The organism is Streptomyces sp. NPDC045431 (assembly GCF_040646655.1).
Lineage (GTDB): Bacteria > Actinomycetota > Actinomycetes > Streptomycetales > Streptomycetaceae > Streptomyces.
The window spans coordinates 111,766-123,634 of record NZ_JBEZAQ010000006.1 but is presented as its reverse complement, the minus strand read 5'-3'; the positions used below and the strand labels follow the sequence as shown (position 1 = coordinate 123,634).

The following is an 11,869-nucleotide window of genomic DNA, read 5'->3' as shown; positions in this document are numbered from 1 at the left end:
GGACTTGCGTGACCCCCCGAGGCTCGTGCAAGCATCAGCGCGCCGTATGCGGAGTCCGAACCTCGACTTCCGCCGCCCTGGAAGGACTCCGAACGCCGTGACCGCCGCAGCAGCCGTGCCGGTTGCCGCCCTGCGCCTGGTGCGCGGAGCGGCCCGGCGGCACGCGCCGCGGCACCACACGCTCGGCGCGCGGGCGCTGACCGCCGCGCTGTTCCTCGGCGGCCTGCTCGCACTGGGCTTCCTCTGCGGCGGCCAGGCGTACGCGGCGGAGCCCACGCCGGGCGCGGCGCCGGGCACACAGGTCACGCACGCCACGCACGCCACGCACGTCACGCAGGCCCCTGCCGAGCGGCTCCGCGCCGCCGAGCCGGAGACCGCCGCGCCCCGCGCCACGGAAGCCGTCCGCGAGGCCGCCGACCGTACCGCCATAGCCGCCGAAGCCCCTGACGCCGCCGAAGCCGCCGACGCGGCCCAAGCCGTCGAGTCCGTCGGCGGGGCCGTCGCCGTCGCCACCGGGGCGGTGCGGGACCTCGGCTCGGGTCTCACCAGAGCCCTTCCGGCGGGTCCCGTCGAGCGCCCCTCGGCGCCCGGCCTGCCCGGCCTGCCGGTGGCGCCCGAGCTGCCGCAGGCCCCGGCACCCGCGGAGGCCGAAAGCCCCGGCGTCCGAACCGTCGCCGGGACCGCGACCACCACGACCGGCGCCGGCGCCCGTACGGGCTCCGCGGCCCCGGCCGCCTCGCACGCGGACACCGCCACCCTGGCGAGCGCCGAGCGCATACCCGCGTACGGCGAGGACCACTGGGCCATCACACCCACCACACTCGCCACACCCGCCACCGCCGTCGCGCTTCCCGCGTCGCCGCCCGCCGCCCCGGAGCCCTGCTCCGGCGGCGTGTGCCTCCCGACCGCCGGTGTCGGCGCCGGTGACGGCGGTTCGCCGCGCGGCGCCGACCAGCACGCCGCGCAGTCGGCGTCGGTCCCGTACCCCGCGCCCGTACGCGGCGCCGGACTGCCGGCGACCGTCGCCCCGGTCCACGACCGACCGCACGACATCCTCGAATTCCCCGGCTAGGGCAGACCGTCCCCCGTCCAGGACGCCCAAGACCTGCCGCGCGGGGGCGGGACAGGTCTGCCCGCCGTCACCCCATCGGTGACACCACACACGGAATTCGAAGGAACCGACGCACCCCATGAACAAGAACATCCGCCGTTCCATAGCCGTCGCCGCCACCGCCACCGGCATGTGGGCCATCGGCACCGCGGCCGCCAGCGCGGCCGAGGTCAACGTCTCCGTGCCGCTGTCGACCCCGGACAAGGTCGTCGACGCGGTGGAGGACGCGGCCCAGGACACGGCCCGGGACGTCACGCAGGACGCCAAGACCGATGTGAACACCGTCGCGTCGGCCACCACCCCCACCGTCCAGAACGTCCAGGGCGTCACCCAGGACGTCCAGACCGATGTCCAGCAGGTGCAGGGCGCCGTCACCCCGGCCGTGGACACCACCGTCGACACCGCCACGGGCGAGATCGACTACCTCTTCGGCCCCCTCGCCTCCTTCGCCCACGAGGTCCACGGCGACCCGGTCGGCACCGCGACCCCGATCCTCGACGGCGTCGCCCAGGACGTCCTGCCGCCCATCGCCGACCGCGCCGTCGACGGAGCCGTCCCGGTCGCGGGCCAGGCCGTCGGTGACGCCGGCACCCTCGCCCAGGGCGTCGTCTCCGGCGTGCAGCCCTTCGCGGGCGGTGTCGTCGCGGACGTGCCGCCGCTGGCGTACGGCGTGACGGGCGAGGTCCAGCCGTTCGCGTACGGGGTGACGGGTGCCGTGCAGCCGTTCGTCCAGGCGGTCGTCGACACCGTCTCCGACCACGTCCAGCCGGTGGTCGACGGCGTCGGCGGCAGCGCGACCGGTCTGGCGTACGGGGTGACGGGCGAGGTGCAGCCGTTCACGCAGGGCGTCACGGGCGACGCGCAGACGTTCGGGCAGTCCGTCGTCTCGCACGTCACCGCCGACGTCCAGCCGCTCTCCGCCAACGCGGTCACCGGCGTCCAGTCCACCGTCCAGTCGGTCACCCCGGACTACCTCCCCTACGGCGGCTGATCGCCGAGCCGGATCACCGGGCCGGACCACCGGGCCGGTTCACCACGTCTGGTCCGCTACGAAATCCGTAGCTACGGGCGGTCTCACAACCCGTGAGGCCGCCCGTTTGAGGTCTGTCCCTGTGACAGGTATCACCGCGCGGGTGTGACCTGTGATTTAGGGACCCAGGTCCTACGGGGATAACCTGCGAGACGGACATGCCGCGTCCACGGACACCGTGTACGCCTCCCTTGTGACAGCGCAGTCACGTTGCCCTCCGCCCGGTCCGGGCGCGCGGCACGCCCACGCAGACAACGAACCGCGATCACCAGAAAAGGGACGGACGCGCGTGGACCTGTTCGAGTACCAGGCGAGGGACCTCTTCGCCAAGCACGGTGTACCGGTGCTGGCCGGTGAAGTCATCGACACGCCTGAGGCGGCGCGCGAGGCGACCGAGCGACTGGGCGGCCGTTCGGTCGTCAAGGCGCAGGTGAAGGTCGGCGGCCGCGGCAAGGCCGGCGGCGTCAAGCTGGCCGCCAGCCCCGACGAGGCCGTCGCCCGCGCGACGGACATTCTCGGCATGGACATCAAGGGCCACACGGTCCACAAGGTGATGATCGCCGAGACGGCACCCGAGATCGCCGAGGAGTACTACGTCTCGTACCTCCTCGACCGCACCAACCGCACCTTCCTCGCCATGGCCTCCGTCGAGGGCGGCATGGACATCGAGGAAGTCGCGGCCACCAAGCCCGAGGCCCTGGCGAAGATCCCGGTCGACGCCAACGAGGGCGTCACCGAGGCCAAGGCCCGCGAGATCGTCGAGGCCGCGAAGTTCCCGGCCGAGGTCAAGGACCAGGTCGCCGAGATCCTCGTGACCCTGTGGAAGACCTTCGTCGCCGAGGACGCGCTCCTCGTCGAGGTCAACCCGCTGGCCAAGGTCGCCGACGGCCGGGTCATCGCCCTCGACGGCAAGGTGTCCCTGGACGCCAACGCCGACTTCCGCCACCCCGAGCACGCCGAGCTCGAGGACAAGGCCGCAGCCAACCCGCTCGAGGCTGCCGCCAAGGCCAAGGGCCTCAACTACGTCAAGCTGGACGGCGAGGTCGGCATCATCGGCAACGGCGCCGGCCTGGTCATGTCGACGCTCGACGTCGTCGCGTACGCCGGTGAGGCGCACGGCGGCGTCAAGCCCGCCAACTTCCTCGACATCGGCGGCGGCGCGTCCGCCCAGGTGATGGCGAACGGCCTGGAGATCATCCTCGGCGACCCGGACGTCAAGTCCGTCTTCGTCAACGTCTTCGGTGGCATCACCGCCTGCGACGAGGTCGCCAACGGCATCGTCCAGGCGCTGCAGCTGCTCGCCGACAAGGGCGAGGAAGTCACCAAGCCGCTGGTCGTGCGCCTCGACGGCAACAACGCGGAGCTGGGTCGCAAGATCCTGTCGGACGCCAACCACCCGCTCGTGCAGCGCGTGGACACCATGGACGGCGCGGCCGACAAGGCCGCCGAGCTCGCGGCTGCGAAGTAAGGGACGAGGTCAGAAACACCATGGCTATCTTCCTGACCAAGGAAAGCAAGGTCATCGTCCAGGGCATGACCGGTGCCACGGGCATGAAGCACACCAAGCTCATGCTGGGTGACGGCACCAACATCGTCGGTGGCGTGAACCCGCGCAAGGCGGGCACGACCGTCGACTTCGACGGCACCGAGGTACCCGTCTTCGGCACGGTCGCCGAGGCGATGGAGAAGACCGGGGCCGACGTCTCCGTCCTCTTCGTCCCGCCGGCCTTCGCCAAGTCCGCCGTCGTCGAGGCCATCGACGCCGAGATCCCGCTGGCCGTCGTCATCACCGAGGGCATCGCGGTGCACGACTCCGCCGCCTTCTACGCGTACGCCGTCGAGAAGGGCAACAAGACCCGGATCATCGGCCCGAACTGCCCCGGCCTCATCACGCCGGGCCAGTCCAACGCCGGCATCATCCCCGGCGACATCACCAAGCCGGGCAAGATCGGCCTGGTGTCCAAGTCCGGCACGCTGACGTACCAGATGATGTACGAGCTGCGCGACATCGGCTTCACGTCGTGCGTCGGCATCGGCGGCGACCCGGTCATCGGCACCACCCACATCGACGCGCTCGCGGCCTTCGAGGCCGACCCCGAGACCGAGCTGATCGTGATGATCGGTGAGATCGGCGGCGACGCGGAGGAGCGGGCGGCCGACTTCATCAAGGCCAACGTCACCAAGCCGGTCGTCGGCTACGTCGCGGGCTTCACCGCCCCCGAGGGCAAGACGATGGGCCACGCCGGTGCGATCGTGTCCGGCTCGTCCGGCACCGCGCAGGCGAAGAAGGAGGCCCTCGAGGCCGCGGGCGTCAAGGTCGGCAAGACCCCGACCGAGACGGCCAAGCTGGCGCGCGCCATCCTCGCCGGCTGACCTGCCTGAACCGCCTGAACAGGCTCGACAGGCTGTACCGCACCGCCGCACAGCGGATGGGCCCGCTCCCGGATCTCCGGGGGCGGGCCCATCCGCGTGTTCAGCGCGGGTCCGGGAGGAGCCGCGGCGGGCCGGCGAACGGCAGGCCGCGCAGCGCGTCGCGCAGCTCCTCGTCCTCCGGCGTCAGCCGCTGCGGCCCGCTCAGCACCGGTACGCCGGCGATCGCCTCGCCCGGCGCGAGCGGCGGCTCGTACGCGGTCGGCGCCGTGGCCAGCGTGAACGCGGTCGCGCCGACGATGAGCGTGGTCAGGCCGATGGCCGCCCGTGTCCAGGTCCTGGCGCGGCGCTCGCTGCCCGTACGGACGGCGCGGGGCAGGGCCAGCACCATGGTCGGGCCCTTGGCGAGCAGCTCCGCGAGGCGTTCGTGGAGCGCGTCCGGGTCGGCCAGCTCGGGCAGCCGCTCGGCGACGGCTTCCCGCGCACCCAGGATGCGGTGCGCGGCGGCCGGGGTGCTCGCCTCCAGCTCGGCGGCTGTCTCGGGCAGGTCCATGCCGAGGCCGTCGTAGAGCAGCAGGGCGCGGCGGTACGGCGGCGGCAGGTCGAGCACCGCGCCGCGCAGCGCCCGGGCGGCGCGGTCGGTGGTCGGCGGGTCGGGTTGCCGGTGGGTGGGGCGCAGCCGGTGCCAGGGGGAGAGGGCGTACGCGTGCGCCGCCGCGCGCACCCACCCGGCCGGGTCAGGGTCGACGGCGACCTCCGGCCAGCGCTCCCAGGCGAGGTGGAAGGCGTACTCGACGGCCTCGCGCGCCAGCCGGCGCCGCCCCGTGAGCAGGTACGCCTGCTGGAGGACGGCGGGGGCGGCGCAGGCGTACAGCGCGTCGAACGCGTCGGAGGCGGTGGCGGGTGCCTCGGACGTCTCGCACGCCTCCTCCGTCTCCTCCGCCTCCTCCGACTCGGATGTCGCGGACGTCGCGGAGGCGTCGGCGGCGTCGAGGGCGACGTGACCGGACTTCTCCGCGCTCTGCGGCGCCGCGGCTGCTTCCGAGGCTTCCTTCGCAGTCTCCGGCTCCTGGGGCTCCTGCGACGCCCGAGCCTCCTTCGCCTCCTCCGCCTCCTCCGCCTCCTCCGCCTCCGGTTCCGGTTCCGGCCTCTGCGCGCGTGAGGCGTCGGGCGCCGTGGTGCTCTGCGGACGCCGGCGCTCGGCCCGTGGCGCCTGCTGGGAGGTGCGCGGCCGGGTCTGGCCCTTCGCGGCGGACTTCGCCGACTTGTTGGCCGGCTTCGCCCCCGCCGTGGCGGCCTCGTGCGCGCGCAGCAGCTTCACGTACGCCTCGCGCTTGCGCCCGCGCGGGCTCGACCGTCCCGTCTCCCAGGAGCGCACGGTCGCCTTGGTGACCCCGAGGACCTCGGCGACCTGGCTCTCGCTCAACGATCTCGCCTCACGCAGTCGTCGCCGCTCCTTGGGGGGCGGGAGCGGCGGCGCGGAGCGGGTCGTGGTGCTCTGGGTCATGGGAGACTCCCCGCGGCGCTGCACACGACGAAAAAGTACATAACCGTATATTGGGCGACACAGCGGGCAATCTCCCGTTACGCAGAGAAAGCGCGTGTCGTTGGCAGCATGGCGCCGTGACTCGCGCGACGGCCGTGACGGCCATGACCAGGATCACCTTGAGCGGTGTGCGCGGCGCGCTCGCCGCGGGGCTCGGGCTCGGCTCCGTCACCGTCCTGGTGATGGTGATGTGGATCAGCTCGCCCTACCCGGACCGGGGCCCGGACGGGGCGTTGCACGTCGCCGCCGCGGTGTGGCTGCTGGCCCATGGGACGGAGCTGGTACGGGAGGCCGGAGCGCCACCGGCCGGGGCGCCGGCACCCGTCGGCGTCGTACCGCTGCTGCTCCTCGCGCTGCCGGGCTGGCTGGCGTACCGCACCACGCGCGATGTGTCGCCCGGACCGGCGGTGAGCGTCGTCGGCGGGGTGACCGCGGGGTACGTGGTCGTCGGCGCGGGCGCCGTGGCGTACGCGCTCGGCGGCCCGCTGGCCCCGCAGCCGCTCAGCGCGGCGCTGCACCTGCCGCCGCTCGTCGCGCTCGCGGCGGCGGCCGGGGTGTGGACGGCGAACGGCCGCCCGGCCGGGCCTCTGCCGCGTCGGCTCCCGCAGTGGCTGCGCGTGGAGCTGGCCCGCTCGCGGACGGGTGTCGCGGCACGCGCCGCCGCGGCCGGCCTGGTGACGCTGGTGGGCGGCGGAGCGCTCGTGGTGGCGGTGTCGCTGGTGTGGCACCTGGGCGCCGTGCGGGACGGGTTCGTGGGCCTGTCCGACACGTGGGCCGGGCGGACGGGGGTGCTGGTGCTGGCCGTCGCGCTCCTGCCCAACGCGGCGGTGTGGGGCTCGGCGTACGCGCTGGGCGCGGGCTTCGCCCTCGGCACGGGCGCGGTGGCCACGCCGCTCGCGCTCACGGGCGACCCGGCGGTGCCGCTCTTCCCCCTCCTCGCCGCGGTACCGGGGGAGGGGCGCGGAACCTGGCCGCACTGGGCGGCCGCGGCGGTGCCGGCGATGGCGGGCCTGGTGGTCGCCTGGTTCGCGGGGCGGGCGGAGTCGCTACGGAGCGTACGGGACACGGTGCTCGCGGCGTGCGCGGCGGCGGCGCTGTGCGGCGCGGGCGCGGCGGTACTCGGCGCGGCGGCGGGCGGGCCGCTGGGGGCGGGTCGCCTGGCGGAGTTCGGGCCCGTGGGGTGGCGCGTGGGCGCGGCGGCCCTGGCGTGGACGGTGCTGCTCGGCGTCCCGGGAGCGCTCGCGGTACGCGCCTGGCGCCTGCGGGGCGCCACCGCCGTACCGCCCGCGGTTCCTCTCCCCGCCCCGGCTCAGGCCCCTGCCCTGGTGGCGGCGTCCGCGCCCGCCGAGCGGGAGCGGGCGGACGAGGACTCCGCCGAGCCGTACGGGGTGCTCCCGGCGGCCTGGGAGACGCCGGCTGTCACCGCCCAGGCCCCTGACGCCGCCCTCGACACCGAAGAGCCGGAGACGGAGAAGGGCCCGCCGGAAGAGGTCCCGGAGGGTGAGGTCCCGGAGGGTGAGGTCCCGGCGGGTGAGGACTCACCGGAACAGGCCCCGGCGGAGGAGGTCCTGGCGAAGGAGGACCCGCCGGTCAGCCCGTGAGGGCCGAGCCGGCTACTCCTGTACGCCGAAGACGTCGCGCAGCGGCGTCGGGAGCAGTTCGTTGCAGGAGAGCTGACCCGTCTTCGTCAGGGCGTCGTCCACGCAGCTGTAGTAGTCGCGGTAGACCAGCTGGACCGTGAAGGTCGCCGCCACGATCGCCAGCGCCAGCGCCGCCGTCACCAGGCCGCTGAGCGCGGCCGTGCGCTGGGGGCGGGCCCCGGGGCGCGGGCTTGCGGAGCCGGCCGGGGCTCCCGGAGCGGCGACCGGAGCCGGGGCCGGAGCCGGGGCCGGAGCCGGGGCGGGGGGCGCGGGAGCCGTCGGGGCGGGGGAGCCCTCGGTGGAGGCGGCCGGTGCCGTGGCGGGCTTGGCGCGCAGGGAGCTGATGCCCCAGTAGAGGGCCAGCGCGCCGAGCAGCAGGGCGATCTCCGGGAAGTCGAAGAGCGCGAAGAAGAACGCCCACATGCCCGACAGGAGCGCGTAGCGGGCGCGCCGCTGGGCGGGGTCCGTCGGGTCCCAGCGCAGCGCCGGGCCCTGCTGGCCGCCGCCGGGGCCGCCGCCGGAGCCGCCGCCCTGCTGGTCACCGTTCGGGCGGCTGCCGAAGCCGCCGGAGGAGCGGCCGGGCTGCCGCGGGCTCCACTGGCTGCCCCAGGCGGGCCGCTCGGACCGGTCGTCGCCCGAGTCGTCGTCGCCGTTCTCGGGGCGGCGCGGCTGCCACGGCTGGTCCGGCCGGCCCTCGGGGGGCGGCGCGAACGGATTGTTCTCGTCCCCGGACGTCCCGGAGGTCCCGGGCGTCGACCCGGACGTGGACGCGGGCGTGGACGTGGACTCCGTGGACGGGCGGTGGCGGTCCGGCATGTGGTGAACGTCTTCCCCTCAGACCCGGTGTGCGCAAAGGGCCTTGTGTTGTCGTGTCCGTCCGTTCGGGACGGCTCCCTCCCAGACGCTACCCCCCGGCTCCGCCCCCGTCCCGTGGGGGCGGCTCGGTGTGCCGGTATCGTTGCTGACGGTCGGCTCGTTCGTAGGGTTCCCCGTGTCGAGGGGCGCGATTCATTCGTACGACCACACAAACAAGGAGTTTCCCCCGTGGCTGCCGCCCGCCTCGTCGTCCTGGTCTCCGGGTCGGGGACGAACCTGCAAGCCCTGCTCGACGCCATCGGTGACGATCCCGAGGCGTACGGCGCCGAGATCGTCGCCGTCGGCGCCGACCGCGACGGCATCGCCGGTCTCGAGCGGGCCGAGCGCGCCGGGCTGCCGGCCTTCGTGTGCCGGGTCAAGGACCACGCTTCGCGCGAGGACTGGGACCGGGCGCTCACCGAGGCGACCGCCGCGTACGCACCGGACCTGATCGTCTCGGCCGGGTTCATGAAGATCCTCGGCAAGGAGTTCCTGTCCCGGTTCGGCGGGCGGATCGTCAACACGCACCCGGCCCTGCTGCCCAGTTTTCCCGGTGCCCACGGAGTGCGGGACGCGCTCGCGCACGGCGTGAAGGTCACCGGATGCACCGTCCACTTCGTCGACGACGGCGTCGACACCGGCCCGATCATCGCCCAGGGTGTGGTCCAGGTCCGGGACGAGGACGACGAAGCCGCTCTCCACGAGCGCATCAAGGAAGTCGAGCGCACGCTGCTCGTCGAGGTCGTGGGGCGTCTGGCCCGGCACGGCTACCGCATTGAGGGACGAAAGGTTCATGTCGGTGAATAAGCCCATCCGTCGCGCGTTGATCAGTGTCTACGACAAGACGGGGCTGGAAGAGCTCGCCCGCGGGCTGCACGAGAACGGCGTCGAGCTGGTCTCCACCGGCTCCACCGCCGCGAAGATCGCCGCCGCCGGGGTCCCGGTCACCAAGGTCGAGGAGCTCACCGGCTTCCCCGAGTGCCTGGACGGCCGCGTCAAGACCCTGCACCCGCGCGTGCACGCCGGAATCCTCGCCGACCTGCGCCTGGACGCGCACCGCGCGCAGCTCGCCGAGCTGGGCGTCGAGCCGTTCGAGCTGGTCGTCGTGAACCTCTACCCGTTCCGGGAGACGGTCGCCTCCGGCGCCACGGCCGACGAGTGCGTCGAGCAGATCGACATCGGCGGCCCCTCCATGGTCCGCGCCGCCGCCAAGAACCACCCCTCCGTCGCCGTCGTCACCTCCCCGGCGCGCTACGGCGACGTCCTCGCCGCCGTCCAGGCGGGCGGCTTCGACATGGCCGCCCGCAAGCGCCTGGCCGCCGAGGCGTTCCAGCACACCGCCGCGTACGACGTCGCCGTCGCCTCCTGGTTCGCCGACGACTACGCCGCCGCCGACACTGCGTCTGATAGCGGCTCCGCCGCGGGCGGCTTCCCCGACTTCCTCGGCGCCACGTACACCCGTGAGAACGTCCTGCGCTACGGCGAGAACCCGCACCAGGGCGCCGCGCTGTACGTCGACGGCACCGGCGGGCTGGCCGAGGCGGAGCAGCTGCACGGCAAGGAGATGTCGTACAACAACTACACGGACACCGACGCCGCGCGCCGGGCCGCGTACGACCACACCGAGCCGTGCGTCGCGATCATCAAGCACGCGAACCCCTGCGGCATCGCGGTCGGCGCCGACGTCGCCGAGGCGCACCGCAAGGCGCACGCGTGCGACCCGCTGTCGGCCTTCGGCGGAGTGATCGCCGTCAACCGCCCGGTCTCCGTGGCCATGGCGGAGCAGGTCGCCGAGATCTTCACCGAGGTCATCGTCGCGCCCGACTACGAGGACGGCGCGGTCGAGGTGCTCGCCCGCAAGAAGAACATCCGCGTGCTGCGCGCCCCCGGCGCCCCGTCCGCCCCGGTCGAGGTCAAGCCGATCGACGGCGGCGCGCTGCTCCAGGTCACCGACCGCCTCCAGGCGGACGGCGACGACCCGGCCAACTGGACCCTCGCCACCGGCGAGGCGCTCTCCGCCGACGAGCTGGCCGAGCTGGCCTTCGCCTGGCGCGCCTGCCGCGCCGTCAAGTCCAACGCCATCCTGCTCGCCAAGGACGGCGCGAGCGTCGGCGTGGGCATGGGCCAGGTCAACCGCGTCGACTCCGCGAAGCTCGCCGTCGAGCGGGCGGGCGAGGAGCGGGCACGCGGCTCGTACGCCGCGTCGGACGCGTTCTTCCCGTTCCCCGACGGCCTGGAGATCCTCACCGCGGCGGGCGTCAAGGCCGTGGTCCAGCCGGGCGGTTCGGTCCGCGACGAGCAGGTCGTCGAGGCGGCGAAGAAGGCGGGCGTGACGATGTACTTCACGGGCACGCGCCACTTCTTCCACTGAGCGTCCCACTGAGCGTTCCGCTGAGGCTCCCGCTGTCTTCCGCCGGCGCGGTGGGCGTCGGGAGCTGAAACGGCGAAGGCCGTAACCCGCCCCGGAGGGGGGTTACGGCCTTCGCCGCGCCCGAAGGGCTCAGTACCGCGGGCGGTTGAACCAGGCGCCGCCGTCCGACTTGGCGCAGAACACGATGATCAGGATGCCCAGGACCAGGCTGACGAGGGCGAAGATGTTCCCGGTCAGCAGGCTGAACAGGCTGAACAGCGTGATGACCGAGGCGTAGATGATCGCCGAGATGCGGATGCCGCCGCGGCCCTTGGAGAACTTGGCGGCGGTGAGAATGGCCCACAGGGCGAAGCCGGCGATGAGGATCGCCGCGAAGATCATGGCGCCCATGCCGACGGCGGCGGCCTTGTCCGCGTCCGCGCTGCTGATCTCCGGCGAGCCGGAGATCATCTCCATGATCCAGGCGCTGGCGATGAGGACGAAGACCGCGCCGGCCGCCTGCAGGCCGCCCAGAATGAAGAGCATGACCCGTGCGGCCTTGACGCCCCCGGGCATTTCCATCGGCACGCCCGGGTAGCCGCCGCCGTACGCCGGGGCCGGCGGCGGGGCGGCCGGGTAGCCGTAGCCGGGCTGCTGGGGCTGGCCCTGCTGCGGGTAGCCGTAACCGGGCTGCTGCGGCTGGCCCTGCGGCTGGCCGTAGGGGTTGTTCGGGTCGCCGAAACTCATGGCGTGTTCCTCCGTTGATGGGTGCGGGGACGGCGCGGCCCGCGCGGAGGAACGAACTTTCACATGTATTGAGCGGTTTGGCCCCCCGGCACTGCCCGCGGCACTGCGCGGATCATCGTGGTCGTACCATCTCCTTTTTGTCCAGTCGGAATCTGTACGTGTTGTGCAAGTGCAACCTGGCGTTCCACTGGGGTGCGCGAATTGGAACCCGGGCGGGTTC

General features: G+C 73.6%; 10 protein-coding genes. 7 read left to right on the top strand and 3 right to left on the bottom strand.

Features of this window, described 5'->3' with window-relative positions; translation table 11 throughout:
- The first annotated feature begins 97 nt into the window (after nucleotides 1–97).
- The 4 genes from AB0A69_RS16015 (at nucleotide 98) to sucD (ending at nucleotide 4,514) form a co-directional block, all read left to right on the top strand.
- On the top strand, nucleotides 98–1,072 hold the full coding sequence (locus tag AB0A69_RS16015) for a hypothetical protein (protein WP_361421123.1): 975 nt from the start codon (nucleotides 98–100) through the stop codon (nucleotides 1,070–1,072).
- Nucleotides 1,073–1,190: 118 nt separating this feature from the next.
- Complete coding sequence (locus tag AB0A69_RS16010) at nucleotides 1,191–2,102, top strand: hypothetical protein (protein WP_361421120.1); 912 nt, start codon at nucleotides 1,191–1,193, stop codon at nucleotides 2,100–2,102.
- 328 nt (nucleotides 2,103–2,430) lie between these two features.
- Entirely contained in the window at nucleotides 2,431–3,609 is a 1,179-nt protein-coding gene (sucC, locus tag AB0A69_RS16005; protein ID WP_361421118.1) for an ADP-forming succinate--CoA ligase subunit beta, read from the top strand.
- 20 nt (nucleotides 3,610–3,629) lie between these two features.
- Nucleotides 3,630–4,514 carry a succinate--CoA ligase subunit alpha gene (gene sucD, locus AB0A69_RS16000; protein ID WP_361421115.1) on the top strand — a complete coding sequence of 295 codons (885 nt, stop codon included), beginning with the start codon at nucleotides 3,630–3,632 and terminating at the stop codon, nucleotides 4,512–4,514.
- A gap of 100 nt (nucleotides 4,515–4,614) precedes the next feature.
- On the opposite strand, the gene AB0A69_RS15995 is transcribed toward sucD, so the two are convergent.
- Complete coding sequence (locus AB0A69_RS15995) at nucleotides 4,615–6,018, bottom strand: helix-turn-helix domain-containing protein (RefSeq protein ID WP_361421112.1); 1,404 nt, start codon at nucleotides 6,016–6,018, stop codon at nucleotides 4,615–4,617.
- Nucleotides 6,019–6,134: 116 nt separating this feature from the next.
- Here AB0A69_RS15995 and AB0A69_RS15990 point away from each other — a divergent pair, with 116 nt between their 5' ends.
- Nucleotides 6,135–7,658, top strand: coding sequence for a DUF6350 family protein (locus AB0A69_RS15990; RefSeq protein WP_361421109.1), 1,524 nt, complete (start codon nucleotides 6,135–6,137; stop codon nucleotides 7,656–7,658).
- A gap of 12 nt (nucleotides 7,659–7,670) precedes the next feature.
- Here AB0A69_RS15990 and AB0A69_RS15985 read toward each other — a convergent pair whose 3' ends face one another.
- Entirely contained in the window at nucleotides 7,671–8,513 is an 843-nt protein-coding gene (locus AB0A69_RS15985) for a hypothetical protein (protein ID WP_361421106.1), read from the bottom strand.
- A gap of 228 nt (nucleotides 8,514–8,741) precedes the next feature.
- Here AB0A69_RS15985 and purN point away from each other — a divergent pair, with 228 nt between their 5' ends.
- Both purN and purH read left to right on the top strand, forming a co-directional pair.
- Entirely contained in the window at nucleotides 8,742–9,359 is a 618-nt protein-coding gene (gene purN, locus AB0A69_RS15980; protein WP_361421103.1) for a phosphoribosylglycinamide formyltransferase, read from the top strand.
- Nucleotides 9,346–10,923: a bifunctional phosphoribosylaminoimidazolecarboxamide formyltransferase/IMP cyclohydrolase gene (purH, locus tag AB0A69_RS15975; RefSeq protein ID WP_361421100.1), complete on the top strand. Its 1,578-nt coding sequence runs from the start codon at nucleotides 9,346–9,348 to the stop codon at nucleotides 10,921–10,923. Before purN ends, purH begins: the two co-directional genes overlap by 14 nt.
- Before the next feature lie 129 nt (nucleotides 10,924–11,052).
- Here the strand turns inward: purH and AB0A69_RS15970 are convergent, their stop codons facing one another.
- Complete coding sequence (locus tag AB0A69_RS15970) at nucleotides 11,053–11,649, bottom strand: hypothetical protein (RefSeq protein WP_361421097.1); 597 nt, start codon at nucleotides 11,647–11,649, stop codon at nucleotides 11,053–11,055.
- Between the last annotated feature and the right edge of the window lie 220 nt (nucleotides 11,650–11,869).

Bases quoted from the DNA above. Each gene is read 5' to 3' on its own strand.
- AB0A69_RS16010 (WP_361421120.1), top strand. From the start codon at position 1,191: ATGAACAAGAACATCCGCCGTTCCATAGCCGTCGCCGCCACCGCCACC.
- sucD (WP_361421115.1), top strand. From the start codon at position 3,630: ATGGCTATCTTCCTGACCAAGGAAAGCAAGGTCATCGTCCAGGGCATG.
- AB0A69_RS15995 (WP_361421112.1), bottom strand. From the start codon at position 6,018: ATGACCCAGAGCACCACGACCCGCTCCGCGCCGCCGCTCCCGCCCCCC.
- AB0A69_RS15985 (WP_361421106.1), bottom strand. From the start codon at position 8,513: ATGCCGGACCGCCACCGCCCGTCCACGGAGTCCACGTCCACGCCCGCG.
- purH (WP_361421100.1), top strand. From the start codon at position 9,346: ATGTCGGTGAATAAGCCCATCCGTCGCGCGTTGATCAGTGTCTACGAC.
- AB0A69_RS15970 (WP_361421097.1), bottom strand. From the start codon at position 11,649: ATGAGTTTCGGCGACCCGAACAACCCCTACGGCCAGCCGCAGGGCCAG.